Genomic DNA, 25,447 nt, shown 5'->3' with positions numbered 1-25,447 from the left:
ACTTTGGTCAGATACGCCAGCACCTGGGTATAAGGCAGAGATCTACAGATCAGCTGCGACGCTTTTTCGTGACGCGTCACAGATGAGTGCGCTATCGAGTATGGCGCCGCTGTTGATGCCTGTCAGGCCACCGTCTGGACTGGGCTTACCTCCGATCTTTCCTCTCGTGCATCAGTGGGGGCCCTTGCCTCCGGATCGCGACGGCCGGCATCCTCGCCTGCGTAGCTGGCCAGCATCCCGAGCAGTTTGCTGGCTGCCTGCACTTCGGCCTGCTCCGCTGGATTCGCCCGGTTGCGCGGCAAGGCGGCATAAGCCTCCAGCAGGAAGCGCGCGTCGTCGTGAACCCAAATCCAGAACATTTTCGTATCGATCCGCCGATGCAGGTCGCAGAGCGAGTGCTCAATGTCGTGCATGATCTGCCGGAGGTCACCGCGGATCAGCGCCTTCAGGACATCGAGTTCGGACTGGGCGACGATCGAAAAGAAATTGGGGTCGTCCTGCACCGCCTTGTCGACCGCCCTGGTGGCTTCCGAGATGCGCCGACTCTCCCAGTCCGCGCTTGGACGGGCCTGCTGTTTCTGGAAGTAATGGCGTAATTCGCACATCAGAACGGCGCGAGGTGGATAAAAGCTATAGCGCTTTTCGTCGTCCTGTGCCTGACTTGCTAAAGTAAAATTCTCGCAGGCGCTGACCAGGTGCGCGAGCGATTCCGCTTTCGAATCGAGCCCCTGTTCGGCAAGCCGCATGCTCAGGCGTTTGTGGGCGTGACCAAGCAGGCTATAACGTCGCAGAGTGCCTCCCAACCGCTCGATCATGACGGTCAGAACGACAGTCGCCTCGTTCAATTCATCGACGCTCGCTTCCGGCATGCTGAGCTGCTCAGCATAGCGTTCGATGGCGGACAGGCTTGCCTTGCTATCGGAGGCGTTGCGCGCCTTCCGGAACCATTCGAGGGCCTTGCCCCGGTCCGGCAAGGCCGCGTAGGCATTGCCGAAAGCTTCGGCAATAGCGCCGCGCTGGGTCCACTGCCCGAATTGCTGCTCCAAGTAGGACAAATGCCTGCGATGCCGGATGGCATTGTCGGACGACGCGTACAAGGTTTCGGTGGCGATGGTCTGCAGCACCACTTCGAGCGTGCTGGGTGAAGCGATGTTGGCGTATTCCGTCTCTGGCGAGGGCTTTCGCGTACTGACCTCGTTACGCCAGCTCCAATCCGGATCGCCATAGCATTGGTACGCAGCCCAGGTGTTACTTTCGCGCTTTGCTTCCCAGGCTGCCAGCCGCGCTTGCCCCACGGCATCGATGAAACGGCAGCCGTTGAAGATGGCTGCGTAGAAGGCGGAGGCAAAGCGCTCGGCAGGCTGGTCTTCAACCATCCAGCCGGCGGCCACGACGCAACGGACGCCGATCCGGATCAGCTCCTCCGCTACGCTGGCGGCAAAATCGGGCCTGTCGAAGGGCTGAACGTCGCCCTGCCCGAGGTGGCAGCAGTTGATGAACACCAGTTCGGGGGTCACCCGCATGGCGCGTATCTCGTTTGGCCCGAGGAAGGTCCGGCGCCCGGACAGCACCACGCCCCCGTTCGCGCCGCGCATGCCATGTCCGGCTATATGGACGAGCCTGTAATTGCGGGCGAACAGCTGGTTGATGATGGTGTGGGCGTCGTCGTTGCTGTTCAGCTCTTTGACCCTGTCGCTGGCGGTTCCCAGCGATGCGCGCGCTACCTTGGCAACCGCTTCGGCTTCATGCTTGGCGCCGGGCAGGCGCGGATAGCTCGAATCGGTCAGGGGCTCTCCAACGATCAAGACGTTGTCTTCGCTTCCCGCGTCAATGACCTTGTCGCGGAAATGCTCGGTTTGCAGCTTGCGGATGATCTTGCTGCGTACCGCCCAAGGGGGTTGCGGACCGTTGCCCGATGCCATTTTCCGGTCGGGGTCGGTATCCAGCAGCTCCCAAGGCAGGGCCGCGGTGTCGCGGTCCAGCTCCATCACCATGTCATTGGAGCCTGCCAGGTAAGGTTCGATCTCGACCGGCACCAGCAGGTTGAATAGGGTGCGTCCGATCAACGGATCGACCACGGTGGAATTTGATGCCTTCTCCATCAGGTCCCGGATGAGGGGGCCTTGGGCGCGCTGAGCGCGCACTTCGGTGCGTGCGCGGCGGGTGTCGAGACTGTAGCCAATCTGCGGCTCGGCATCCTTGGCTGAGGGGGTTCGTAGCACACTGATGAAGTCGTAGGTCGCGCCACGGTAGCTGGACTCCACTGGCCGGCGCAGGTTGCCTTCAGCCTCGGTCACCGAGCGGCCGATTACCAGCCGCCCGGGGTTGGTCTGGTCGTGCAGTTTTAGCACACGCCAAGCGTCGGAGGCGCGGTCCAGGTAGACCTCGGCGATCGTCAGCGCCCGCACCGTCGGCCAGCGCGCACCGCCACTCTGGTTGATATCCGCAATCTTGGCGTTCGCGTCCATGATGCCCTGCACCAGGGCCAGCGCGGCGTCGCCGACGGAGATGCCGGTGCCGCCGCTGCCGAGCAGGGTCGCGGCAATTTCGAAAGTGTCATCGTTGTATCCGCTCTCGCCAAGCCGTTCGGCATAGGCTAGGACGCCGACCCGGATCGTGTAGGCGTGCTTCTGGCTGTTCAGCTTGCCTTCCTCTCCCAGCCCGACGACGACGGCGGCGCTGGGCCGAGGGATGAGGCGCTGCTTTTGACGGCGGATTTCGATCCGCTGGCCGTTTTCGAATATCTGGTGGCTGCCGACCCACTCTGGATACATGCCGGCGCGCAGGGCCTTGCTCATGCGCTGACCGACCAGCTTGTCGACGACCGCTTCGGAGCCGGACAGGATCAGAGACTGGTAGTGGCCGATCAGCAAGGGCTGTCGCAGGAAACGCAGATCGCCATGGTGGACCTCCACCGACAGGGGCGCTTTCACGGCATGTTCGCGCTGCTCGGCCTCCGCCACCGAGAACAATTGGCCAAGTTCTGGCGGCCTGGCGTTCGTCATCAGCCTCTGCAGCAGCCGCGCGGGCTCGTCCATGAGCGCACTGCTGCCGGTGGCGGTTCGGACCTGCTGGGTCGGTTGCAGTTCCTGCCTGTCCAGCAGGTGCGTCTTCCCGGCATTGAGCAAGTCCAGCAGGCCGGAAAAGGCGCGCGTGGCTGCCGGCATTGCGCCATGCTCGGCGTCGATCTTCCAGACGGTAAGCTGGTTCATCCTTGCGCTATCCAGGCTGACCCGGCCGTCACCGCGGCCATTGCCGCTCAGCCAAAGCCTGCCATCGCGCATCGCGGCGTGGTCCACTGTGTGCTTCGCCTTGCCGGCGACGATAACGATTTTCTCGGCTTCTCCTTCAAAGGTCGCCATGTCCTTGCGCATGCGATCCCAAAACAGCCTGGCATCCGTCAACAGCTGCTGGGCGGGGATCGCCCAGGCGGACGGCCCTTCATGCCACTGCGTGAGCTTGGCCAGTTCCTCGCGCTGCAGCTCTTCTTGCTTTTCCCAGCCGCTGCGCAGGTCGAGCTGTAGGGCCGGATCAAGCAGCCCGGCTTGCAGCTGGATAAAGCCGGGCATCGTAGCGAGCGCCTTGCGGACTTGCAGATCGGCAAACAACGGCGCGCCGGCGCTGAGCAACCCGGCGAGCGCGTCGCCGCCGGACAGCACCTGCAGCGGCGTCCAACTGCCCTCATGCGGCACCCCAAGCATGAGCACGCGCGCCCCTTCGAAGGCCATCGCCTCTTCCCACAAGTCCTTGTGGTTCATGTGAAAAGCCCTGACCACCAAGCCGCCCATACCATGCGCCAGGATGCGCAGCGGCCCGCCCGCGCGTTGCTGCTGCCATTCCCGCACGCGGGTCGCCAGGTTCGCGGCCGCCTCTTCGACCGGCTTGCGCCAGTCGTACGGGAGGGGAATCACGTCATGGGTCTCGGCGAGACGGCTGCAGAGTGCGCCGTAGCAGTGTTCTACCAAGCCGGTGGAACTGACCTTTTCCAGGTCCTTGGCCTTGTCGAGGCCAAGACTGGCGAAAGCCGACAGCGAGAGTTGCGACAGCCACAAGCGCCCCCGCCGCTCGTCCAGGTGCGAACCGAGGAAATCCGGCACCACGATCACGGTCGGACGGCGGCGCTGCCGGTCGCCCGGTGCCGGAGCTGCCTGCGGCGGGGCCTCGCTACCGCGAACGCCACTGCTGTCAGCACCCGCCCAGGACAGCAAGCCGATCGGCTCCCATGGGCGCTGAGGCGTAGGGAGGAGTGCATCGGCGATGGCTTCGCGTGTCTGCGTGAACGAAAAATAGCTGAAGTGCGACACCTCCCCGCCGTTGCCGAGCATGAAGCGTGCAGCGCGCAAGCCCGTTTTGCGCGGGACGCCGCTGTACATGGAGCGTGTTTGCACCACCAGGTCGTTGTCGGTCCAGAAGAAAGAGTCGGCGAGCAGGGTTTTGATCCAGGTGAAGAGGCTGTTGCCGCCGCTGTTTCCAGCGATGACGTAAAGCTGGCTGTCGACCGGCTCCAGCGGCGCATTCAGCCACCGCACCAAGTGACTCCGTGGGTGCATGGAGGCCAGTCCCGCGAAGGTCTCCGGCTTCAGGCCGGCGCGGGCGATTTCCCTGAGCCCAGCCAGCACGCCGCTGGCGATCGGCAACTGCGCCATCTGCATCAGCCAGTGGAGAACTGACAGGTAGGCATCCAGGCGTTCGGAAGCCAGCAGGGTGCCTCGGACCGGGCATGCGACCCGGATCACGCGATCGAAGCGAAGGTTTTTGTCTCGCACTAAGTCGACCAGTTCTAGCACTTGCCTCGACTCGTCGGGCGGCGCACCAATGAAGTATTGTTCGATTTGCGCTACGGCATTCGATGAGTTGGCGGCGCGGACCAGAATTTCGGCCACTAGACCGCCGCGGGAATGCGTCAGCAAATGAACCCGTGCGTTCGGTGGCAGCGCCTTGGCCAGGTCCACCGCGTTCTGTACCGGGCTGGTGCCGAGAGTCGGGTGTTCGAAACCGTAAGCATCGTCTTTATAGCCATTCAATAGCGTGTTGGCTGTCGAATCTTTCGTCCACAGGTGGCGGAAGGTGCCTGCCGTGGTCGAAAAGGTGCCATGCACGAGCACAAGGATTGGCGCGTCCGGCTGCGCGGGCAACTTGAGCACCGGTATACGATCGGCCGGGTCCATCTCGTCAGGCGGCGCACTCGACGTCAGGCGGTACAGGCCCTGGCGCTCGGGCTTGTCGAATTGTTGGCGGATCCAGTCGGCGCCACGCTCAGCCAGTGACTGCCCGGATTTGCGGCGCAGGATGCCGAACCATTCGAGCGCCACGCCAGACGCCCAACTGCCCAAGCTGCGAGTGGGGCCATCCTCGCTCCATGGCAGGCTGGAAGAGACGCCTACGACGGCAGCGTCTCCGGAGTCCTTGCCATCGCGTGTTGTTGGCATGCCGGCGATGAGCAGCGCCCTGGCTGAATCGGGGTGCAGGAACAGAGCCGGGCCCGAAGCAAGCTTGAGGACGACGATGTCTTCGCCCGGTTGGACATCCCTGTCGACCGCCCGGCCAGCACTGCGGTGCGTCTGCAGCGAGAAGAGCTCGGCGTCCATGCCGCCGCCGCCCAGGCTCTCCATTAACTGGTCGCGCGACGTGCCCTCAATGGGGGCGCCCGAAATGCGAAAGGTAAGACCCGTCCCGTTCATGACGCCTCCCGGATTGTCATGTCACAGCCGCTTTCATCGGGTGCGCAAGAGCGGGCCGTACAGGTAATCTGTAGCCAAGTTTGCGCGTCAGAGCGGTTTTAGTATAGGACGAGTTTGCCCCTAATAGTGGCCGAAATATCTAACAGAATTTTTGCGTTGTTCTTTCGACACATATCAGCTTTTATTGGTTTACCGCCGATAATCGGAGGCCGTAATGAGCACCCGACAGAAGTCTGGGCGCTACGCACCCGCCTTGCGCACGTGGGCCAGGAGCTCCAGCTCGCGGCCCTCACCGACCAGCTGGGCCGGCGTCTTGCCGTCGAATGCCGCCAGCGGCTGGTTCATCCACGCATTCGCCGCATCGTCGCCTCCCAGCCGGCCACGCACTTCGTGCATGACCGTGTAATACGCCTGGGCCTTGTGCGACTGCTGCTCGAAGCGCGCTCGCAGTGCGGCCACGGCTTCCGTGGAAAGTTGTTCATCCTTGCTCATGGCTATCCGATCGGGCATCAAAGACGCCATCATACCCTGCCCCGTCGGCGGCTCAGCGCAGCGCCGCCCCCACCTCGCGCGCCATCCGGGCCAGCGCCGTGCGCAGCATCAGCCTGGCCATGACCAGGGGCCGGCGCCGGTCCAATCCGCGCCGCGCCATGCGCTGCGGCAGGAAGAAGCGCGCGAAGGCCGACAGGCCGTCCGGCCGCAGGGTCCAGAAGCAGGCGCCCGCGTAGACCGTGTCGTAGCCATCCTCCGCTTTCAGGAGGATGAGCGCGGTCCCTGAACACAGCGCCACGTCCGCCGGCCCGTCGCGCGCCAGCAGCCGGAAGCCGTGCCGGTAGGACAGCTCGACCGTCTGGCGCAGGTCGGCCAGGTGGATGGCCAGCGGGCGCAGCGCCCTCACCGCCTCGAGCAGGCGCGGCAGGCCGTACAGGCGGGCGCAGGCGCGCTCCCGGTATTTCTGGAAGGCGCCGCGCAGCTCCGTCACGCTCGCTTCCGGCGGGCGCGGCAGCGGCGGAGGGGGCTCGCGCCAGCACGCCACCCAGCGCGCCACGGCCGCTTCGCTCCGGGCCGCCAGGCTGGCGGGACTGTCGCGCTCCAGGTCGATGCTGTCGCAGGGCGCCATGAAGCGGATGAGCGGGCGCAGCGTTTCCAGCCGTGGCGCGTCCAGCAGGCCGGCCGGGCTGCGCCTTCCGTGGTTGAGCCAGGCATTGTCGGCGCGTGCGAAGCGCGCGAACGAGGCCACCGGCACCAGCAGCCGCGGCCGGAATACTTCCGCCTGCATGGCGAGCCGCGCGATCCCCTGCCCGGCCGCTTCCTCGCGCTGCGCGAAGCCGTCCGGGTTGCCGCACCAGGCCATATCGGCGAATCCGGTCAGGAGCACATCGATGCGCGGCGCGCGCCGGCGCAGGTGCTCGGCGGCGGCGCGGCAGGCCGCCCGCGTCCCGAGCGCCCGCTCGCCGAGGTGCAGGATGCTGCGCCGCCCGGCCTGGATCAGGCACCAGGAATCGGCCTCGCCGTTGGCGAAGGCCGTCAGGCGCAGGTCCTTGCCCAGCGCGACCGGCTGCCCATCCTTGCACGCGGCCAGGGCGAAGCGCTGGCGGCGCAATTCGTCGGCCAGGCGCCAGTCGCGGCCCTGGCGGTGGAGGAAGGTGGCGATGCCGCGGAATTCGGCCTGGAAGCGCTGCAGGAAAGGCAAGGACAGGCGGTCGGGCGCGGCGCGCGAGCACCAGATAAACACCGGCAAGCCGCAGCCGTTCAGCGCGGCGATCAGGGCGGCGCTGCTGGTGGAGCGGTCGACCAGGCTCCAGGCGTCGTTCAGCACCGTGCCCTCGAGCCAGGGATCGGCCAGCAGCAGCGCGCTCTCGGTGCGCACCATGAAACAGGCGTGGTTCAGGAAAGTGAAGGTCGGATTGGACATGGCAGGAAGCACAAGCGTGAAGCCTTCCAGCCTAACGGCGCGCCGCCCGGAGTCCCTGATCCGCCACAATCGCGTGCAATCCGCACGCGAGCGCGAAAAGTCCGGCTTTTCGCCTTCGCCAAAGCGCGGAAAACCCCTACAATAAGGTTGATGTAAGGAATCATTTTTAGGACCGACCGCCATGCCTTTGGAATCCCTTCTCTCCGCGCCCCCGGCCACCCTCGGCGCCGCGCTTGCCGCCGCCCTGTTCGGACTGCTCGTCGGCAGCTTCCTGAACGTGGTCATCTACCGGATTCCCAAAATGATGCAGCAGGAGTCGGACAACTACGTGGCGATGGAAAGCGGCAAGGAGCCGCCCCACTCCGAGCGCTTCAACCTGATGGTGCCGCGTTCGCGCTGCGGCCACTGCGGCCACCAGATCACGGCCCTGGAAAACATCCCCGTCATCAGCTGGCTGGCCCTGCGCGGCAAATGCAGCGCCTGCAAGGCCCCGATCTCGGCGCGCTACCCGGCCATCGAACTGTTCACCGCCATCGTCTCCGGCCTGCTGGTCTGGACCTTCGGCAGCGGCGCGATGGGCCTGGCAACCCTGCTGTTCGCCTGGCTCCTGATCGCGATGACCTTCATCGACTTCGACACCCAGCTGCTGCCGGACGACCTGACCTATCCGCTGCTGTGGGCCGGCCTGCTCATCAACATCAACGGCACCTTCGTGCCGCTGCAGGACGCCGTGATCGGCGCGGCGGCCGGCTACCTGGTGCTGTGGGCCGTCTACTGGCTGTTCAAGCTGGTCACCGGCAAGGAAGGCATGGGCTACGGCGACTTCAAGCTGCTGGCGGCACTCGGGGCCTGGCTCGGCTGGGCCATGCTGCCGACCATCATCCTGCTGTCCTCGGTGGTCGGCGCCGTCGTCGGCATCAGCCTGATCGTGTTCGCCAAGCGCGGCCGCGACAAGCCGATTCCCTTCGGACCCTACCTGGCGGCGGCCGGCCTGATCGCCCTGTTCTACGGCGAGCCTCTGGGCCGCTTCATCCAGAGCCTGGTCGCCTGAGATGGAACAGGCTTTCTCGGTCGGCCTGACCGGCGGCATCGGCTGCGGCAAGAGCACCGTGGCCGACATGTTCGCCGCGCTGGGCGCCTCGGTGATCGACACCGACCAGATCGCGCATTCCCTGACCGCGCCGCACGGCGCCGCGATGCCGGCCCTGCTGGCCGAATTCGGCGCCGGCTTCGCCACCACGGACGGGGCCCTGGACCGCGCGAAGATGCGCGCCCTGGTGTTTGCCGACGCCACCGCGCGCGCGCGCCTGGAAGCCATCCTGCATCCGCGCATCCGCGAAGCCACCGCGGCGGCGGCGGCCATCGCCACCGGTCCCTACACGATCTTCGTCGTTCCCCTCTTGATCGAATCGGGCACCTGGCGGGAACGGGTGACGCGCGTGCTGGCGATCGACTGCACCGAAGACACCCAGGTGTCGCGTGTGATGGCCCGCAGCGGCCTGCCGGCGGAACAGGTGCGCGCCATCATGGCGGCCCAGGTGACCCGGGCCCAGCGGCTGGCGGCGGCCGACGATGTCATCAATAATGACGAGGGAGTGGACGCACTGCGGCCCCAGGTGGCGCGTTTACACGCGCAATATCTGTCCTATAGCAAGATAATGTAACAAGATCAATGCAGGATTTGTAATTTTACGCATCATGGTTCAGAATCACGGGGTTGCCAGCCAGCCTACATTCAAGGGAATGTCATTTTGATCGTCTACGAATATCCTTTCAACGAGCGGATTCGCACGTTGTTGCGGCTGGAAGACCTGTACGAGAAATTCAAGTTCTTTGTGCATCAGGAACACCCGATGCAGCATCACGTGGCGCTGGCAACCATCTTCGACATGCTCGAAGTCGCGGGCCGCGCCGACCTCAAGTCCGACCTGCTGCAGGAACTCGAACGCCAGAAGCAGAGCCTGCTGGCCTACCGCAGCAACCCCGCCGTCGCCGCCGAGATGCTCGACGCCGTGCTGGCCGAGCTGGACCAGGTAAGCGGCGCCCTGGTGGGCAGCCAGGGCAAGACCGGCCAGAACGTGCGCGAGAACGAGTGGCTGATGAGCATCCGCGGCCGCACCATCATTCCGGGCGGCGCCTGCGAATTCGATCTTCCCTCCTACTACGCCTGGCAGAAGCGCCCGGCCGAGCAGCGCCGCGCCGACATCATGAACTGGTTCGCGCCGCTGGCGCCGCTGTGCGATGCGCTGTCGCTGGTGCTGCGCCTGCTGCGCGACTCCGGCCGCCCGGTCAAGATGATCGCCAACGCCGGCAGCTACCAGCAAATGCTGCAGGGGAAGGTCTACCAGATGCTGCGCCTGACCCTGGACGAGTCCAGCGGCGCGATTCCCGAGATCTCGGCCAACAAGTACATGCTGTGGGTGCGCTTCACCACCCAGGACGGCGACCTCAAGCCGAAGCCCCTGGAAGAAGACGTGCCTTTCGATCTCACCCTTTGTAATTTCTGATCTCATGACGGTAGTTTCCTGTCCCACCTGCGGCAAGAAGGTCGAGTGGACCCCGGCCAACAAGTTCCGCCCCTTCTGCTCCGAACGCTGCAAGCAGATCGACCTGGGCGCCTGGGCCGAGGAGAAGTACACGATCCCCGGCGGCGCCCCGCTCGACTCGCAAGACAAGCCGTCGGACGACTGACGGCGGCATGCGCGGCGCGTCCTCCCTGGCCGCGCGCCTGGCGCTGTGGGCGATCCGCCTGTACCAGCGCCATCTCTCCCCGCTAAAAGGATTTTCCTGCGCCTACCGTGTTCATCGCGGCGGCGCGGGATGCTCGGCCTATGGCTACCGCGCCATCGCGCGCCACGGCCTGTTCACCGGCCTGGCCCTGCTGGACCGCCGCCTGCAGCGCTGCGGCGCGGCCTACCGTGCGCCACGCGCGCGCAATCCTGTCCTGCACCACCAGCGCGGCGACTGCGACTGTCTGAGTTGCGACCTTCCCGGCAACGACTGCGACTTCTCCCCGTGCGACGGCCTTTCCTGCGACTGGCCCGACCGCCGGCAACGGGGCGGCGCCTGCCGCCGCTGGCGTGAACGGCGCTGGCTGGCCAAGGCCGCCAAGCAGCAGCGCGAGCGGGCCGAACGCGAGCGGCGCGAGCGCTTCGAACGCGAACGCCAGGAGCGCGACCGCCAGCCCTAGGCCATGGGGACAAAGCGCAGTACACTGGTCCGACCCAAAGTGAAAGGATTCCCATGCCACTCGTTTCCATCACCGTCCGCAAGCCCAAGAGCGCCGCCTTCAAGGCCACGGTGCTCGACGGCGTCCACCACGCCCTGGTGGCGGTGGGCGTGCCGGCCACCGACCAGTTCCAGCGCGTGTTCGAACTCGACGCCGCCGATTTCCGCTACGGCGCCGACTATCCGGACCTGCACACGCCGCGCAACGAGGACTTCGTGCTGATCGAGATCCTGTGGTCGGTGGGACGCAGCGTGAAGGTCAAGAAGAAGCTGCTGACGGAACTGGTGACGAAGCTGCGCGATGCGGGGATGGAGCCGGAGAACGTGATGGTGGTGTTCAAGGAGGTGGGGTGGGAGAACTGGTCGTTTGCGGGGGGGAGGTTGCTGCATACCTGAACCACCCACCTCCCTGGTTTCTCCCGCCGGCTTAAAAACCGTCGTTACGGCGAAGGCCGGAACGACGTGCCAAGGAGCAGGCCGAATAAACGCTGGGGCAATCACGCCCCGACCCGTATCCCCTGCGGCACCACCACCGGCCGGTTCCTCCTCCCATACCGGTCCATGAACAAGCCTTCCAGCCCGATCTCTGGCTGCCGTCCCGACAGCATGTCCGCCAGCACCCGCCCCGAGCCGCAGGCCATGGTCCAGCCCAGGGTGCCATGCCCGGTGTTGAGGAACAGGTTGCGGTAAGGCGTCGGCCCGACCACCGGCGTGCCGTCCGGCGTCATCGGGCGCAGGCCGCACCAGAACGAGGCCTTGCTTACGTCGCCGCCGTCCGGGAACAGGCTGGTCACCGAATGCTCCAGGGTGTCGCGGCGCGCCTGGTGCAGGCGCAGGTCGTAGCCGGACAGCTCCGCCGTGCCGCCGACGCGGATGCGGTCGCCCAGGCGCGTGATCGCCACCTTGAAGCTCTCGTCCATCACCGTCGATTCCGGCGCGCCGGAGGCGTCCGTGATCGGCACCGTGATCGAGTAACCCTTCACCGGGTACACGGGAATGTGGATGCCGACCTGCTTGAGCATCAGCGGCGAATAGCTGCCCAGGGCCAGCACGTACTGGTCCGCCTTGAGCTCGCCCTTCGAGGTGATCACGCCGGTGATGCGGTCGCCTTCCGTGACCAGGCGCTCGATCCTGACTTCGTGCTCGAAGGTCACGTCCAGCGCCTTGGCCATGCCGGCCAGGGCCTGGGTGAACTTGAAGCAGTCGCCGGTCTCGTCGTTCGGCAGCTGCAGGCCGCCCACAAAACGGCCGCGTACGCGCGCCAGGGCCGGTTCGTATTCCTCGCAACCCTTCGGCTCGAGCAGCCTGTAGGGCACGCCGTACTGCTCCAGCACCTCGATGTCGGTGCTGGAACCCTCGAACTGCTTCTCGGTGCGGAACAGCTGCAGGGTGCCCTTGCTGCGCTCGTCGTAGGCGATGCCGGTGTCCTTGCGCAGCTGGACCAGCACGTCGCGGCTGTACTCGGCCAGGCGCACCATGCGCCCCTTGTTGACCTGGTAGCTGCGCTGGTTGCAGTTGCCCAGCATTTGCAGGATCCAGCGCCACTGGGCCGGGTCCATGCGCGGGCGGATCACCAGGGGGCTGTGCTGCATCGCCAGCCATTTGACGGCCTTCATCGGCACGCCCGGCCCGGCCCAGGGCGTGGCGTAGCCGGGCGAGATCTCGCCGGCGTTGCCGAAACTGGTCTCCATCCCGGCGCCGGGCTGGCGGTCGACCACCGTCACCTCATGCCCGGCCCTGGCCAGGAAATACGCCGATGCGGTTCCGATGACGCCACTGCCGAGGATGATGACTTTCACGCGAGGTCCTTAGGTGTTCTGGGGATAGCGAACCCGGTCGAGCCACTCGAGCAGCGGGATGGTGGCCGGCAGCAGCGGGCTGACGCTGTAGGCGCCCTGCCAGGCAAAGGCCTGTCCTTCCAGGCTTTGCGGCTCGCCCTGCCACTCCCGGCAGATGTAGAAATACAGGCGCACGTGGGCGTGCTCGTAGACGTGTTCGACGCAGCACCAGGGCTCGCCGCCCAGCACCCGCACGCCGAGTTCCTCGACGAATTCGCGCTGCAGCGCCACGAAGATGTCCTCGCCCGCCTCGACCTTCCCGCCCGGGAATTCCCAGTAGCCCGCATAGGGCTTGCCTTCCGGCCGCTGGCCGAGCAGCACGTCGCCGTTGGGACGCATCAGGATGCCGACCGCAACGTCGACCGGCCGCGCCTTTGGTTTAACTTCACTCATTTGTTTCAAAATCCGGCAGCTTGCCGGCATAGTCCTTCGCAAATTGCCAGGCCACGCGGCCCGAGCGCGAGCCGCGCTGCAGCGCCCATTGCAGGGCTTGCGCACGCGCGCCCTCGATCTGTTCCGGCGTGCAGCCGAAGCTCGCCAGCCAGTGGCCGGTGATGTCGAGGTAGTCGTCCTGGCGGAAGGGATAGAAGGACAGCCACAGGCCGAAGCGCTCCGACAGCGAGATCTTCTCTTCCACCGTCTCGCCCGGATGCAGGTCGCCCTCGTCGCTGTGGCGGTAGCCCGCGTTGTCCGACATTTTCTCCGGCATCAGGTGGCGCCGGTTCGAGGTCGCGTAGATCAGGACGTTGTCCGACTGCGCGCTGATGCTGCCGTCCAGCGCCACCTTGAGCGCCTTGTAGCCGGCCTCGCCTTCTTCGAAGGACAGGTCGTCGCAGAAGATCACGAAGCGTTCCGGCCGGCCCGCCACCAGGTCGACGATGTCCGGCAGGTCGGCCAGGTCTTCCTTGTCGACCTCGATCAGGCGCAGGCCCTGGCCGGCGAAGCCGTTCAGGCAGGCCTTGATCAGCGAGGACTTGCCGGTGCCGCGCGCGCCGGTGAGCAGCACGTTGTTGGCCGGGCGGCGCGCCACGAACTGGCGCGTGTTCTGTTCGATCTGGCGCTTCTGCGCATCCACGTGCTGCAGGTCTTCGAGGCGGATCGTCGACGCATGCAGCACCGGCTGCAGGTACTTGCCGCCGCCATTGGCGCGCTTGCGCCAGCGGAAGGCGAAGCTGCGCTTCCAGTCCGGCTCGCGCGGCACGGGCGGCGGCAGCACCGCCTCCACGCGCGCCAGCAGGGCTTCGGCGCGGTGCAGGAACTGTTCCAGTGGTGTCATTGCCTGGTGCGGAAGATCAGGAGCGGTAGTCGGCGTTGATCGACACGTAGTCGTGCGACAGGTCGCAGGTCCAGACGGTGGCGGTGGCGTCTCCGCGCGCCAGCTTGACGCGCACCGTGATCTCGGACTGCTTCATCACGCGCTGGCCGTCTTCTTCCTTGTAGTCCGGGTTGCGGCCGCCGCTCTTGGCCACCCACACGTCGTCCAGGTAGAGGTCGAGCTTGGTGACGTCGAGGTCGTCCACGCCGGCATAGCCAACCGCGGCCAGGATGCGGCCCAGGTTCGGGTCGGAGGCGAAGAAGGCGGTCTTGACCAGCGGCGAATGGGCGATGGCGTAGGCGATCTTGCGGCACTCGGCGACGTCGCGGCCCTCTTCCACCGTGATGGTCATGAACTTGGTCGCGCCTTCGCCGTCGCGGATGATCTGCTGCGCCAGGTTGCGCGAGATCTCGGTGACGGCTTCCTTCAGCGCCTCGTACTCGGCGCCGCCGGCGCTGTTGATTTCCAGGCCGCCTGCGCCGGTGGCGATCAGCATGAAGGAGTCGTTGGTCGAGGTGTCGCCGTCGATGGTGATGCTGTTGAACGAGTGGTCGGCCGCGTGCCTGACCAGTTCGTCCAGCACCGGCTGGGCCACCTTGGCGTCGCAGGCCACGTAGCCGAGCATGGTCGCCATGTTCGGCTTGATCATGCCGGCGCCCTTGCTGATGCCGGTCAGGGTCACGGTATGGCCGCCAATGGTGACGGTGCGCGAGGCCGCCTTCGGCTGGGTGTCGGTGGTCATGATCGCCTCGGCGGCGTTGAACCAGTTGTCGGCCTTGAGGTTCGCGACCGCGGCCGGCAGGCCGGCCTTGACCTTCTCGATCGGCAACTGTTCCAGGATCACGCCGGTGGAGAACGGCAGCACCTGCTGCGGCTGCAGGCCGAGCAGGCCCGCCAGCTCGGCGCAGGTGGCCTGGGCGTTGGCCAGGCCGGTTTCGCCGGTGCCGGCGTTGGCGTTGCCGGTGTTGACCACCAGCGCGCGGATCGGCGCACCGCCCGCCTTGACCGCTTCCAGGTTGGCCTTGCTCACCTGGACCGGCGCGGCGCAGAAGCGGTTCAAGGTGAACACGCCCGATACGGTCGCGCCTTCCGCCAGCTTCATCACCAGGATGTCCTTGCGATTGGGCTTCTTGATGCCGGCTTCGGCGAAGCCGATTTCAATGCCGTTGACGGGTTTCAGGTCGGCTGCGACAGGCAGGGGGGAATTGACGGCCATGGCGATCTCGTTGGAATTGTGTCGAATTCGTTATTGTACCGCCACAGGAAAAACTGGAGTGCCGGGGTGTTCATGCCGAGATCTGCCGCGCTTCTGAAAATCGACACGTTGCCCATGCCCGTCGTTCCGGCGGAGGCCGGAACCCGGGTTCATTGCATAGACGTGGCACATGCAAACGGATGAGACACGCACGCAAACTTGGATCCCGGCCTTCGCCGGGATGACGGATCGAACCTAGCAGGTACCGCATAAGCAGACACACCACATCGCACACACCGCACGCCCGTCCACTCGATAGCTTTAGCTTTTACCCCGTTAACCCCACCTCATAAGCACGTTTCACGCAATAGCCGCGCACAATTGAACTTTGTTCATTTTCCTGTTGCAGATCAAAGCCTTACGATTTCCTACGGAAAACCATGCATATACTCGGCGGGCCGATTCGGCACTCCCCCGCTGCGGGGCACATAACCACAGGAGACAACGATGAAGTTAACCGTAAAGGCACAGCTGATCGTCGCGCTTTGTGCAGGACTTGCCACCCTACCGCCGGCCTTCGCCGACGGCAAACCCGCCGAACTGAGCGTGTCGGCAAAGCAGTACAAGCAGTACTTCAAGGAAGCCTCAAGCGAATTCAACGTGCCGGTCGAACTGCTCGAGTCGATCGCCTATGCCGAGACGCGCTGGCATCCGCATGTGCCGAAAGGAAAAATGAAGAAGAACGGCGAGCCGGAAGTCGAGGTGGAATCGCACCACGGCATGCCGATCAGCTACGGCATCATGGGCCTGCGTGACGACCCGCACTTCGGCCACTCGCTCGCGCAAGGCGCGGCCCTGATCCGCGTCACGCCGGAGCAGGCGGCCTCGGACACCCGCAGCAACATCCGCGCCGCCGCCGCCCTGCTCGCCCAGTACGGCAACCGCAAGACGCGCGCCTTCCCGCTCGAGGACTGGGAAGACGCCGTGGCCCGCTACAGCGGCATCCCGCAGCGCGAGATCGCGCAGATCTACTCCTACGAAATCTACACCGCCATCCGCCAGGGCCGCGGCAGCGAGCAGTATCGCGTCGGCCAGAAGCACGTCGAGATGGAGCGCATCTACGGCAAGGACAAGCTCAGGAAGCTGTCCGCGCGCCGCATCACCGTGGAAACCGGCGTACCCGACCCGAAGATCTCGGCGCCGGACTTCGCCGACACCCCGAATAAAAAATAAAGCAGCATCTACGGAGACACTCATGAAGAACTTGTTTCGCGGCTTGGTCGCAAGCCTCTGCTTTGCTACGTCCGTCCAGCCGGCGCTGGCCTCGACCGACTATCCGCCGGCCATCTGGAACCCCGCCGCAAGCTGTAATTATTCGGCGCGCACCGCATCCGTCAGCCACGTAACCGTACACACCACGCAGGGCTCCTACGCCGGCTCGATCTCCTGGTTCCAGAACTGCAGCGCCGGCGTCAGCGCCCACTACGTGATCCGTTCGTCGGACGGCCAGGTGACCCAGATGGTGCGCGAGGCCGACAAGGCCTGGCACGTGGGCAACTCAAACGGCTACACCGTCGGCATCGAGCACGAGGGCTATATCGCCAACCCGTCCGCCTGGTATACGACGGCCATGTACAACGCCTCGGCCGCGCTGACGCGCGACATCCTGGCCTCGCGCTCGCTGTCGCAGAAGGTCTACGACGGCAGCGCCGGCTGGAGCGCGGTGCCTTCCGACTCGCTGTACAACGTCAAGGGCCACGTCAACTACGCCAGCCAGAGCCACACCGACCCGGGCTCGGGCTGGGACTGGCCGCGCTACAAGTCACTGGTCGCAGGCGGCAGCGGCGGCACCACCACCACGACCTGGCCGCTGGTCCAGTACGGGAACACGGGCGAGCGCGTGCGCACCATCCAGTACCTGCTGCAGCAATGGGGCTATGCGCTCACGGTCAACGCCAGCTTCGACACCGCCACCCAGAACGCGGTGAAGAACTTCCAGTCCTCGCACGGCCTGGGCGCGGACGGCATCGTCGGCAACGCCACCTGGCCGGTGCTGGTCATCCTCACCCAGCAGGGCGACGCGGGCGCCAAGGTGCGCGCGGTGCAGAGCCAGCTCAACGAGAGCGGGGCCGGCATCGCGGTCGACGGCGCCTTCGGCCCGGCCACGGCGACGGCGGTGAAAAACTTCCAGACGTCGAAAGGCTTGAGCGCGGACGGCGTGGTCGGCGACAACACCTGGAACAAGATGGCCTGGTAAGCCTGCGCGGTATCATCTCGCGTCATCGCCCTATTGACCCTCACGCCGCGTGAGGGTCGAGACTGGCGCCACGCTGAAGAAAGGAGCCGCCCCATGCTGAAAGTTGGAGAACTCGCCGCGCTCGCGAACCTCACGGTCCGCACGCTGCACCACTACGACAGCATCGGGCTGCTCCGCCCTTCCGCGCGTTCCGATGCCGGCGACCGGCTCTACGACCGCGACGACGTGGCCCGGCTACAGCAGATCCAGGCCTTGCGCGTACTCGGGATGGGGCTGGCCGACATCGGGCTTTATCTGGACAACCCGCTGGACAGTCCGGGCGCCACGGCGCTGGCGGTGGTCGAACGCCAGCTCGCCGCCGTCGACCGCCAGATCCTTGAGGCGACGCAGATGCGCAAGCAGCTGCTGCACCTGCGCGGCGAGCTGCTGCGCGGCGCGGCGCCCGACCTGTCCGAGTGGCTCACCACTTTGGAGCAGATGACCGTGTACGAACAATACTTCACCAAGGACGAACTGGAACACATCCCCATCTTCAGCAGCCCGGAGGCGCGGCGCGACTGGCAACGGCTGGTCGAGCAGGGAACAGGCCTGATGCGCTCGCAGGTCGCGCCCTCGTCGAGCGCCGCCAAGTCCTTTGCCCAGCGCTGGCTGGACGCCTTCCAGCGCAGCACTGGCAATGACGACGCCATCATCACACGCATCAATACCATGGCGATACGGGAACAGCAGGCCATGGGAAACCAGGGGATGACGCCGGAACTGATGGGCTATGTCATGTTGTCGGTCGCCGAGTTGCGCCACGACGTGTATGCGCGCTACCTGGCGCCCGAGGTGCTGGAACGCATGCGCCGCCACCAGGCGGAACATGGACATGAATGGCCGGGCCTGATCGCCGCAGTGCGCGAGGAAATGGGACGCGATCCCGGCGCACAAGGCCCCGAGGCGCGCGCGCTGGCGCGGCGCTGGATGGCGATGTTCCAGGACATGGTGGGCACCGATCCCGTGACCGTCGAGGCCTTCCGCCGGGCCAGCGCGAACGAGCCGGTGCTGCGCATGGGCAGCGGCATCGGCGACGATCTGCTCGACTACCTGCGCAAGGCCATGCCGGCGCCGGCGGGCGCGGCCCGTTCGATGCGCAGCGCGTAGCAGCCGTAGGCGGTGAAGCGCGCCAGCACGAAGTCCGTGTCGGCGCGTGCGAACAGGGCGTCCAGGTCGCCCGCCGCGGCGTCCGGCGAGCTGACGCGTGCGTCGACGATGCGTTCGCTTGCGCTGTAGGCGCGCAGCACGAAGCTGGCCCCGAGGTAAGGCGTTTCGCCCTCGAACGGCAAGGCGCCGGGCGGCGCCGCGCCCTGCCCCGCCGCCGACAGGAACACCGGACCGTATTCGCGGAAGGGGCCGGCTTGCGTGAACGGGCAGTAGCTGGCCAGCAGGATGGCTTCGCCCGGTTCGGCGCGGCGCAGCAGGTCGCGCAGCGGTTCGCCGCCCTGGGCGACATGGCGTTCGACGGGCTGGCCCAGGTCGTCGACGCCCGCGCGGGCGCGCTCCAGGTAGGCGAACGGCAGCGGGACGATACGGATCGGCGTGGCGGGTGCGGAAATTGTTTGCATGGGTCTCGCTCCTTGTGGAAAATCCTATCGTCGCCGGTCCGGGCGGCGCTCGCACCCCGCATCTTGCGGCCGAATCCCGCCTCGCTGGTGACAAAGCATGCATTTGTTCGCGCACTTCGCCTGTTAAGCTGATCCTCTTTTCTTCACGATCGACGCCATAGATTTTCAAACCCGGAAGGAGCTCGCCTGCGCCATGCTGGCGCGCCACGGCCTCGCCCGCCACCAGTATGCGCCTCCCCTGTTTATGCTCCTGTGGAAGCTGGGCCTGCGCGCCAGGCCTCCGCAGTTCATGTCCTTTGTGCTGACGATGCTGTCCTTCGGCGCCTGGTTCGCCGTCATCTGGGGCGCGGTGATGTGGTTCGCCTTCTGGTCGCGCGACGGCAAAAGCCTGCCGGTCGCCGCGGCAATGGCGGCCGGCGCGGGCCTGTGTTACGGCCTGGCCATGGCCTTCTACTACCGCCGCCAGCGCAGGAAGCACGGCTTGCCCGCATGGGAATCGCTGTGCGCCTGATCCTGGCCTGGGCCGTGGCGCTCGGCCTGGCGCAGCCGGCGGCCGGGCTCGCCGCCGAGCCGGCATCGGCATCGCCTAAGCGCGCCCCCAGCCCGCCGCCCCGGGGCCCGGAGGAATAGCAGGCTTGCCGATCGTGCGCGTCAATGCCGCCGGCGGCGCTACCATGCGCGATCTTGACTTTTCACCGGATCCGCCATGAGCACGAATGCCCCCGCCTCCCTGCGCCACGTCGTCCTGTTCTCGTTCAAGGACAGCGCCTCCGCCGAGCAGGTCGACGCCATCGTTTCCGACTTCGAAAGCCTCGAAGCGGCGATTTCCGGCATCGCCGGCTTCGAATGGGGGACCAACGTCAGTCCGGAGGGGCTGAACGACGGGTTCTCGCATTGCTTCACGCTGTCCTTTGCGTCGCTCGAGGACAGGGATGCGTACCTGGTACATCCGGAGCACCAGCGCTTCGTGTCGACCTTGGGAGGATGCCTGGAGAAGTCGCTGGTGGTGGATTATTGGGCGCGCTGATGTGTGAACGCGGCCGCGGGTGAGAAACCCGGGCTCCGGGCTGCGGAAATGCGGATGCCCGGTGCGCTGTCCGCGCGGGCTCCGTCAAGAACGATTCACTGCTTCCTTAGCGCACCTTCGGCATTTTGCCCGGCAGCGCAAGCCGCCGCAATATGAATCCAGCTCACGGATTGCGGCGTCACATTCAAAACAAACAAAGCCAGCACTTCAAAACTGATTAATATAATCGGGAGAAAATATAAACTGCGAACCAAGGGCGAATCTTGCGACAACGCTTGATTGTCAAGTTCTGTCATTACGCTCCCACGCGCGCTTTTCGCGAGAATGGACAAGCAGAAGTAAGATCCTCCCAAAGCCGCCAGTGTATAAAGAATTGTCGAGATAACCGCCTTCGGCTCCGCAACCATTGAATACGCCAACACCCCGACAACCAGACAGCCGAGGTTAATTAGCAAGCATATTTGATTCAGCTTCTTACTATTCATATTTATTCTCATACCCCATAAGCCGTTTTCCAGGCTTATGGGGTAGATTCAGACTTAAGCGTCGTTGAACCAGGAATCCAGCATGTTCTCGAGCTTGCTGCCACCGTAGGCGCCGATGCCGCCGCCGATGTACCCGCCCAGGGTGCGGCCGATTACGTAGCCGCCCATTGCACCGGCCGGGCCGAACACCGAACCGATAGCCGCACCGGCAACGCCGCCATACACATGGCCGGCGACACCGCCGGCGACGCCGCCCGCTGCTGCGCCCGCATCACCCGCGCCCGAGACCAGATCGATTTCCACTGCATTCAATACTTGCATTCTACATCTTCCAAACATGTAACCGAATTGACGGTCGGTTTATCCGTTGTAATCGATGATTACCTGCGCCGCATAATGATCATCCACCATTCGGGCGCAGATAAATAATATTCCTTTTACAAAATCCGCGAAAGAGGATCCGGGCGGGGATGCGAATTTTAATTTCCCTGCATACATGATCACCCAATAATCACTTGTTTTTATTTTTAATTTCATTCGCGCTTCATAATTCCATGAAATTGGAATATTTCGATAGAATCAAATTCAAATCTTCATGAGAAGGCAGCGCATTCCTCATGGGAGAACTTCATGCCAACGACGCCGGGATTTTCCAGGTCTGGCCGCGACAGCGAAAAAAAGGCCGGATCACTCCGGCCTTTTCTACATGACACCAGCAGCCCTCACGCCAGCTTGCCGTGGCACTGCTTGAACTTCTTGCCGCTGCCGCAAGGGCAAGGGTCGTTGCGGCCGACCTTCACGCCCATGTAGGTGCTGTGGTCTTCCGCCGCCACCGGCGCCGCGCCGCCGCCCGACACCGGGTTCGGGTTGAGCAGCTCGGCCGGGTCGGCCGACGGGTTGAAGTCGGCGTGCTGGAAGTTGAGGTTTTCCAGCTGCGCCGCCTGGGCCGCCATCGCGGCTTCGGCCGCTTCGACTTCCTCGCGGGTCTGGATGCGCACGGTCATCACGGTGCGGATGACTTCGTTCTTGATCATGTCCAGCATGTTGCTGAACAGCTCGAAGGCTTCGCGCTTGTATTCCTGCTTCGGGTTCTTCTGCGCATAGCCGCGCAGGTGGATGCCCTGGCGCAGGTGGTCCAGCGCCGCGAGGTGTTCGCGCCAGTGGGTGTCCACGCTCTGCAGCATGACGTTGCGCTCGAAGCCGCCGAAGGCGTCCTTGCCGACGATGCCCACCTTGGCCTCGTAGGCCTTGTCGGCTGCGGCCAGCACGCGCTCCAGGATGTCGTCGTCGTTCAGGTTCGGATCGTCCTGCAGCATCTGCGACAGCGGCACGTCCAGGTTCCACTCGCTCGAGAGGGTCGATTCCAGCGCCTTGATGTCCCACTGCTCTTCCACCGATTCGGCCGGCACGTAGCCGCGCACCACGTCGGTGAACACGCCGGTGCGCAGGCTGGCGATGGTCTCGGAGATGTCGGTCGACTCCAGCAGCTCGTTACGCTGGGTGTAGATCACCTTGCGCTGGTCGTTGGCGACGTCGTCGTACTCGAGCAGCTGCTTGCGGATGTCGAAGTTGCGGGCCTCGACCTTGCGCTGGGCCGACTCGATCGAACGGGTCACGATGCCCGCCTCGATCGGCTCGCCTTCCGGCATCTTCAGGCGGTCCATGATGGCGCGCACGCGGTCGCCGGCGAAGATGCGCAGCAGCGGATCGTCCAGGCACAGGTAGAAGCGCGAGGAACCCGGGTCGCCCTGGCGGCCCGAACGGCCGCGCAGCTGGTTGTCGACCCGGCGCGATTCGTGGCGCTCGGTACCGATGATGTGCAGGCCGCCTTCGCGCACGACCAGGTCGTGCAGCGACTGCCATTCGTCGCTCAGGGTCTTGGACTGCGCGGCCTTCTCTTCCGGCGACAGCTTGTCGTCGGCTTCGATGAACTGGATCTGCTTGGCGACGTTGCCGCCCAGGACGATGTCGGTACCGCGGCCCGCCATGTTGGTGGCGATGGTGATCATCTTCGGACGGCCGGCCTGGGCGATGATTTCCGCTTCGCGCGCGTGCTGCTTCGCGTTCAGGACGTTGTGCGGCAGATTGGCCTTGTTCAGGATGCCGGACAGCAGTTCCGAGTTCTCGATCGAGGTCGTGCCCACCAGCACCGGCTGGCCGCGCTCGTAGCAGTCGCGGATGTCGTTGAGCATCGCGTTGTACTTCTCTTCCGGGGTCTTGTAGACCTGATCCTGGCGGTCCTTGCGCTGCGACGGCTTGTTCGGCGGGACGACCACGGTCTCCAGGCCGTAGATCTCCTGGAATTCGTAGGCTTCGGTATCGGCCGTGCCGGTCATGCCGGCCAGCTTGGCGTACATGCGGAAGTAGTTCTGGAAGGTGATCGAGGCCAGGGTCTGGTTCTCGTTCTGGATGCGCACGCCTTCCTTGGCTTCGACGGCCTGGTGCAGGCCGTCCGACCAGCGGCGGCCCGTCATCAGGCGGCCAGTGAATTCGTCGACGATCACCACTTCGTTGTTCTGCACCACGTAGTGCTGGTCCTTGTGGTACAGGACGTGGGCGCGCAGCGCCGCATACAGGTGGTGGATCAGGGTGATGTTGGCGGCGTCGTAGAGCGAGGCGCCTTCCGGCAGCAGGCCCATCTTGGTCAGGATGGCCTCGGCCTTCTCGTGGCCGCCCTCGGTCAGCAGCACGGTGTGCGCCTTCTCGTCCTTGGTGTAGTCGCCCGGGACTTCGATCTTGCCCTTGCCGTCCGGCGTTTCCTCGCCGACCTGCAGGGTCAGCTGCGGCGGGACTTCGTTGATGCGGTGATACAGGTCGGTATGGTTCTCGGCCTGGCCCGAAATGATCAGCGGCGTACGCGCTTCGTCGATCAGGATCGAGTCGACCTCGTCGACCACGGCGAAGTTCAGGCTGCGCTGCACGCGCTCGCGCGCCTCGTACACCATGTTGTCGCGCAGGTAGTCGAAACCGAATTCGTTGTTGGTGCCGTAGGTGATGTCGGACCCGTAGGCCTTCTGCTTGCTGTCGTGGTCGAGCTGGGACAGGTTCACGCCCGTGCTCAGGCCCAGCCAGGAATACAGGCGGCCCATCTGCTCGGCGTCGCGCTGCGCCAGGTAATCGTTGACGGTAATGACGTGCACGCCCTTGCCCGACAGGCCGTTCAGGTAGACCGGCAGGGTCGCCATCAGGGTCTTGCCCTCGCCGGTGCCCATTTCCGCGATCTTGCCTTGGTGCAGGACCATGCCGCCGATCAGCTGCACGTCGAAGTGGCGCATCTTGAGCACGCGCTTGGCGGCTTCGCGGCAGACGGCAAAGGCTTCCGGCAGGATGTCGTCGAGGGTCTCGCCTTTGCCCAGGCGGTCCTTGAACTCGGGCGTCTTGGCCTGGAGTTCCGCGTCCGACAGCTTTTCCATCTGCGGCTCGAGCGCGTTGATCTGACGCACGGTCTTTTGGTATTGCTTGAGCAGACGCTGGTTACGGCTGCCGAAAATCTGGGTCAGGAATGACATGCTGTGTTCTAAGAAAATACGCCGCAAAAAAGAGCCAGGGATGATATCAGATAGATAAGCATCGAAGACCGACTATGGCAAAAAGCTACTGATTTTATCATGCGATCCGGCCACACTTGGGGTCAATAGAACAGATAACAAGATCCCAAAGCTGTTCAATCAAGCAATAATTCTCGAAAGAGAACTTGCATCATGGCAACAACATGCCGAGGTCGGTCCGGATCCGGTAAGACAGCACGGTCGCATCGTGATACAGGAACAGCACCTCGTCGTCGCTGCCCGGCACGAACAGGAGCTTGCGCAGCTGTTCGCGCTCCGCCTCGTTCAGCTGCGGCAGCGAGTTGGTCGACACGTGGACCACTTCACGGTGGTAGCGCGAGAACATCGGCCCGCCGGCGTAGCCGAAGGAATCGGTCAGGATCACCAGGCGCGGTCCCAGGCCGGGGGCGCTGTTGCGGTAGCGTCCGACCACCTGCAGTTTCTCCATGACCGGCTGCATCTCCGGGAAACAGGCCGGACCATAGCAAGGCGTGATCGTAGTGCCCTTGAAATCGGGGTCCTCCACCATGCTGTCGTGCTTAATGCCGGGGAACATCCAGTGCACGTCCGAGGGCTGGACCTGGCCGACCAGCGGGATCGGGGGCGCGGTGTCCTCGCCCCTGCCCCAGAAGTGGCGCTCGGTCATCGCGGCCACGGCCGCCGCTCCCGCGCCCGCCCAGTGGAAGTAATTCTTCGGGAAGAACATGACGCGGTCGCGCATCGCCCGCATCTCGGCCAGCGGAAAATAGATTCGCTCGCGCGCCTGCGGCCTCAAGGCCGGCGAGGCCAGCAGCCGGGCCATGGGCACGTTCTCGGGCCGGCAACGCTCGGTCTGCCAGGCCTGCAGTTCTTCGCTGTAGACCACCGGACCCGAGGGCACGACCAGGAGCTTGGCCGGGATGCCGCGCGCCCTGACGGTGCTGTCGAAGCGGTTCAGGTCCTCGATGGTGGCGGCGCCGCGGTCGAACTTCCAGCCGCAGGCGACCAGCAGTTCGTAGCGTTCGCCGTGGTCGTTGTGGGCGGTGAGGAAGATCCTGCCTTCGCGCCCGCTGATCACCTGGTTGGTGGGAAAGCGGCCGAACAGGTCGTGGCGCAGGCGGCCATAGAACCTCACCATCGTGGTGCGCCAGCCGAAATGGTCGTTGCTCCAGGCCTCGGCCAGGGCCGGCCAGGCCAGCGCCTGCTCCAGGCTGCGCGGCGTCGACGGGGCCGGCGCCAGGGTGCGCTGTTCGCCGCTGCCGTCGGAGGGCCGCAGCACCGTGGCGACCATGGGCAGCGCCAGGAAGCCGGTGATCACGATCTTGGCGGCGTGCCTGCGCAGCCGCCGGGCGGCGTCTCGAAACGTCTGCAT

Annotated in this window: 24 protein-coding genes; 12 read left to right on the top strand and 12 right to left on the bottom strand. The window is 65.0% G+C overall.

The window, feature by feature from the left end; all coding sequences use genetic code 11:
* Nucleotides 1-122: 122 nt before the first annotated feature.
* The 3 genes from KBW98_RS03475 to KBW98_RS03465 form a co-directional block, all read right to left on the bottom strand.
* A complete protein-coding gene (locus tag KBW98_RS03475) occupies nt 123-5,681 on the bottom strand; it encodes a CHAT domain-containing protein (protein WP_211518701.1) in 5,559 nt (1,852 codons plus the stop codon).
* 240 nt (nt 5,682-5,921) lie between these two features.
* Nucleotides 5,922-6,173, bottom strand: coding sequence for an antitoxin Xre/MbcA/ParS toxin-binding domain-containing protein (locus KBW98_RS03470; RefSeq protein WP_229428956.1), 252 nt, complete (start codon nt 6,171-6,173; stop codon nt 5,922-5,924).
* Nucleotides 6,174-6,225: 52 nt separating this feature from the next.
* Nucleotides 6,226-7,596 (bottom strand): hypothetical protein, encoded by a 1,371-nt coding sequence (locus KBW98_RS03465; protein WP_211518700.1) that lies wholly within the window; start codon nt 7,594-7,596, stop codon nt 6,226-6,228.
* Nucleotides 7,597-7,777: 181 nt separating this feature from the next.
* Between KBW98_RS03465 and KBW98_RS03460 the strand changes: the two genes are divergently transcribed.
* The 6 genes from KBW98_RS03460 (at nt 7,778) to KBW98_RS03435 (ending at nt 11,220) form a co-directional block, all read left to right on the top strand.
* Complete coding sequence (locus KBW98_RS03460; protein ID WP_211518699.1) at nt 7,778-8,647, top strand: A24 family peptidase; 870 nt, start codon at nt 7,778-7,780, stop codon at nt 8,645-8,647.
* A gap of 1 nt (nt 8,648) precedes the next feature.
* Entirely contained in the window at nt 8,649-9,260 is a 612-nt protein-coding gene (coaE, locus tag KBW98_RS03455; protein WP_211518698.1) for a dephospho-CoA kinase, read from the top strand.
* Nucleotides 9,261-9,347: 87 nt separating this feature from the next.
* Complete coding sequence (zapD, locus tag KBW98_RS03450; protein WP_211518697.1) at nt 9,348-10,103, top strand: cell division protein ZapD; 756 nt, start codon at nt 9,348-9,350, stop codon at nt 10,101-10,103.
* Between the two features lie 4 nt (nt 10,104-10,107).
* Nucleotides 10,108-10,287, top strand: a complete 180-nt coding sequence (gene yacG, locus KBW98_RS03445) for a DNA gyrase inhibitor YacG (protein WP_211518696.1) — start codon at nt 10,108-10,110, stop codon at nt 10,285-10,287.
* Nucleotides 10,288-10,294: 7 nt separating this feature from the next.
* The gene (yidD, locus tag KBW98_RS03440) at nt 10,295-10,786 is read left to right on the top strand and encodes a membrane protein insertion efficiency factor YidD (RefSeq protein ID WP_211518695.1); all 492 of its coding nucleotides are present in this window, start codon (nt 10,295-10,297) and stop codon (nt 10,784-10,786) included.
* 53 nt (nt 10,787-10,839) lie between these two features.
* Nucleotides 10,840-11,220, top strand: a complete 381-nt coding sequence (locus KBW98_RS03435) for a tautomerase family protein (protein WP_211518694.1) — start codon at nt 10,840-10,842, stop codon at nt 11,218-11,220.
* 101 nt (nt 11,221-11,321) lie between these two features.
* On the opposite strand, the gene KBW98_RS03430 is transcribed toward KBW98_RS03435, so the two are convergent.
* Genes KBW98_RS03430 through argJ form a run of 4 tightly spaced genes read right to left on the bottom strand, consistent with a single transcriptional unit; the run spans nt 11,322 to nt 15,193 of the window.
* Nucleotides 11,322-12,623 (bottom strand): D-amino acid dehydrogenase, encoded by a 1,302-nt coding sequence (locus KBW98_RS03430; RefSeq protein WP_211518693.1) that lies wholly within the window; start codon nt 12,621-12,623, stop codon nt 11,322-11,324.
* A 9-nt stretch (nt 12,624-12,632) separates the two neighbouring features.
* Nucleotides 12,633-13,055 (bottom strand): NUDIX domain-containing protein, encoded by a 423-nt coding sequence (locus tag KBW98_RS03425; RefSeq protein WP_211518692.1) that lies wholly within the window; start codon nt 13,053-13,055, stop codon nt 12,633-12,635.
* Nucleotides 13,048-13,938: an ATP-binding protein gene (locus KBW98_RS03420; protein ID WP_211518691.1), complete on the bottom strand. Its 891-nt coding sequence runs from the start codon at nt 13,936-13,938 to the stop codon at nt 13,048-13,050. Before KBW98_RS03420 ends, KBW98_RS03425 begins: the two co-directional genes overlap by 8 nt.
* A gap of 16 nt (nt 13,939-13,954) precedes the next feature.
* Nucleotides 13,955-15,193 (bottom strand): bifunctional glutamate N-acetyltransferase/amino-acid acetyltransferase ArgJ, encoded by a 1,239-nt coding sequence (argJ, locus tag KBW98_RS03415; RefSeq protein ID WP_211518690.1) that lies wholly within the window; start codon nt 15,191-15,193, stop codon nt 13,955-13,957.
* A 486-nt stretch (nt 15,194-15,679) separates the two neighbouring features.
* On the opposite strand from argJ, the gene KBW98_RS03410 reads away from it, so the two are divergent.
* The 3 genes from KBW98_RS03410 (at nt 15,680) to KBW98_RS03400 (ending at nt 18,575) form a co-directional block, all read left to right on the top strand.
* A complete protein-coding gene (locus tag KBW98_RS03410; RefSeq protein ID WP_211518689.1) occupies nt 15,680-16,405 on the top strand; it encodes a transglycosylase SLT domain-containing protein in 726 nt (241 codons plus the stop codon).
* A gap of 22 nt (nt 16,406-16,427) precedes the next feature.
* Nucleotides 16,428-17,429 (top strand): peptidoglycan-binding protein, encoded by a 1,002-nt coding sequence (locus KBW98_RS03405; protein WP_211518688.1) that lies wholly within the window; start codon nt 16,428-16,430, stop codon nt 17,427-17,429.
* A gap of 93 nt (nt 17,430-17,522) precedes the next feature.
* Nucleotides 17,523-18,575, top strand: coding sequence for a MerR family transcriptional regulator (locus tag KBW98_RS03400; RefSeq protein ID WP_211518687.1), 1,053 nt, complete (start codon nt 17,523-17,525; stop codon nt 18,573-18,575).
* On the opposite strand, the gene KBW98_RS03395 is transcribed toward KBW98_RS03400, so the two are convergent.
* A complete protein-coding gene (locus tag KBW98_RS03395; RefSeq protein WP_211518686.1) occupies nt 18,515-19,036 on the bottom strand; it encodes a DUF1203 domain-containing protein in 522 nt (173 codons plus the stop codon). The two genes, KBW98_RS03400 and KBW98_RS03395, sit on opposite strands and share 61 nt — an antisense overlap.
* A gap of 193 nt (nt 19,037-19,229) precedes the next feature.
* On the opposite strand from KBW98_RS03395, the gene KBW98_RS03390 reads away from it, so the two are divergent.
* From KBW98_RS03390 to KBW98_RS03380, 3 genes are all read left to right on the top strand, one after another.
* Nucleotides 19,230-19,547: a DUF6404 family protein gene (locus KBW98_RS03390; protein WP_211518685.1), complete on the top strand. Its 318-nt coding sequence runs from the start codon at nt 19,230-19,232 to the stop codon at nt 19,545-19,547.
* The gene (locus KBW98_RS03385; protein WP_211518684.1) at nt 19,526-19,666 is read left to right on the top strand and encodes a hypothetical protein; all 141 of its coding nucleotides are present in this window, start codon (nt 19,526-19,528) and stop codon (nt 19,664-19,666) included. Before KBW98_RS03390 ends, KBW98_RS03385 begins: the two co-directional genes overlap by 22 nt.
* 76 nt (nt 19,667-19,742) lie before the next feature.
* Nucleotides 19,743-20,063, top strand: a complete 321-nt coding sequence (locus KBW98_RS03380; protein WP_211518683.1) for a Dabb family protein — start codon at nt 19,743-19,745, stop codon at nt 20,061-20,063.
* Between the two features lie 95 nt (nt 20,064-20,158).
* Here KBW98_RS03380 and KBW98_RS03375 read toward each other — a convergent pair whose 3' ends face one another.
* From KBW98_RS03375 to KBW98_RS03360, 4 genes are all read right to left on the bottom strand, one after another.
* Complete coding sequence (locus tag KBW98_RS03375) at nt 20,159-20,548, bottom strand: hypothetical protein (RefSeq protein WP_211518682.1); 390 nt, start codon at nt 20,546-20,548, stop codon at nt 20,159-20,161.
* A 54-nt stretch (nt 20,549-20,602) separates the two neighbouring features.
* Nucleotides 20,603-20,869, bottom strand: coding sequence for a hypothetical protein (locus KBW98_RS03370; RefSeq protein ID WP_211518681.1), 267 nt, complete (start codon nt 20,867-20,869; stop codon nt 20,603-20,605).
* A 401-nt stretch (nt 20,870-21,270) separates the two neighbouring features.
* Entirely contained in the window at nt 21,271-24,057 is a 2,787-nt protein-coding gene (gene secA / locus KBW98_RS03365) for a preprotein translocase subunit SecA (protein ID WP_211518680.1), read from the bottom strand.
* A gap of 190 nt (nt 24,058-24,247) precedes the next feature.
* On the bottom strand, nt 24,248-25,447 hold the full coding sequence (locus KBW98_RS03360) for a hypothetical protein (protein ID WP_211518679.1): 1,200 nt from the start codon (nt 25,445-25,447) through the stop codon (nt 24,248-24,250).

Origin of the sequence: Massilia sp. ST3 (genome assembly GCF_018119405.1) — a bacterium.
Classification (GTDB): domain Bacteria; phylum Pseudomonadota; class Gammaproteobacteria; order Burkholderiales; family Burkholderiaceae_D; genus Telluria.
Note: the sequence above shows the minus strand (reverse complement) of the source record. Positions and strands in the feature narration are given on the sequence as shown.

Coding starts and splice junctions, on each gene's coding strand:
- KBW98_RS03475 (WP_211518701.1), bottom strand. CDS start 5,681: ATGAACGGGACGGGTCTTACCTTTCGCATTTCGGGCGCCCCCATTGAG.
- KBW98_RS03470 (WP_229428956.1), bottom strand. CDS start 6,173: ATGAGCAAGGATGAACAACTTTCCACGGAAGCCGTGGCCGCACTGCGA.
- KBW98_RS03465 (WP_211518700.1), bottom strand. CDS start 7,596: ATGTCCAATCCGACCTTCACTTTCCTGAACCACGCCTGTTTCATGGTG.
- KBW98_RS03460 (WP_211518699.1), top strand. CDS start 7,778: ATGCCTTTGGAATCCCTTCTCTCCGCGCCCCCGGCCACCCTCGGCGCC.
- coaE (WP_211518698.1), top strand. CDS start 8,649: ATGGAACAGGCTTTCTCGGTCGGCCTGACCGGCGGCATCGGCTGCGGC.
- yacG (WP_211518696.1), top strand. CDS start 10,108: ATGACGGTAGTTTCCTGTCCCACCTGCGGCAAGAAGGTCGAGTGGACC.
- yidD (WP_211518695.1), top strand. CDS start 10,295: ATGCGCGGCGCGTCCTCCCTGGCCGCGCGCCTGGCGCTGTGGGCGATC.
- KBW98_RS03435 (WP_211518694.1), top strand. CDS start 10,840: ATGCCACTCGTTTCCATCACCGTCCGCAAGCCCAAGAGCGCCGCCTTC.
- KBW98_RS03425 (WP_211518692.1), bottom strand. CDS start 13,055: ATGAGTGAAGTTAAACCAAAGGCGCGGCCGGTCGACGTTGCGGTCGGC.
- KBW98_RS03420 (WP_211518691.1), bottom strand. CDS start 13,938: ATGACACCACTGGAACAGTTCCTGCACCGCGCCGAAGCCCTGCTGGCG.
- argJ (WP_211518690.1), bottom strand. CDS start 15,193: ATGGCCGTCAATTCCCCCCTGCCTGTCGCAGCCGACCTGAAACCCGTC.
- KBW98_RS03410 (WP_211518689.1), top strand. CDS start 15,680: ATGAAGTTAACCGTAAAGGCACAGCTGATCGTCGCGCTTTGTGCAGGA.
- KBW98_RS03405 (WP_211518688.1), top strand. CDS start 16,428: ATGAAGAACTTGTTTCGCGGCTTGGTCGCAAGCCTCTGCTTTGCTACG.
- KBW98_RS03400 (WP_211518687.1), top strand. CDS start 17,523: ATGCTGAAAGTTGGAGAACTCGCCGCGCTCGCGAACCTCACGGTCCGC.
- KBW98_RS03395 (WP_211518686.1), bottom strand. CDS start 19,036: ATGCAAACAATTTCCGCACCCGCCACGCCGATCCGTATCGTCCCGCTG.
- KBW98_RS03390 (WP_211518685.1), top strand. CDS start 19,230: ATGCTGGCGCGCCACGGCCTCGCCCGCCACCAGTATGCGCCTCCCCTG.
- KBW98_RS03385 (WP_211518684.1), top strand. CDS start 19,526: ATGGGAATCGCTGTGCGCCTGATCCTGGCCTGGGCCGTGGCGCTCGGC.
- KBW98_RS03380 (WP_211518683.1), top strand. CDS start 19,743: ATGAGCACGAATGCCCCCGCCTCCCTGCGCCACGTCGTCCTGTTCTCG.
- KBW98_RS03375 (WP_211518682.1), bottom strand. CDS start 20,548: ATGAATAGTAAGAAGCTGAATCAAATATGCTTGCTAATTAACCTCGGC.
- KBW98_RS03370 (WP_211518681.1), bottom strand. CDS start 20,869: ATGCAAGTATTGAATGCAGTGGAAATCGATCTGGTCTCGGGCGCGGGT.
- secA (WP_211518680.1), bottom strand. CDS start 24,057: ATGTCATTCCTGACCCAGATTTTCGGCAGCCGTAACCAGCGTCTGCTC.
- KBW98_RS03360 (WP_211518679.1), bottom strand. CDS start 25,447: ATGCAGACGTTTCGAGACGCCGCCCGGCGGCTGCGCAGGCACGCCGCC.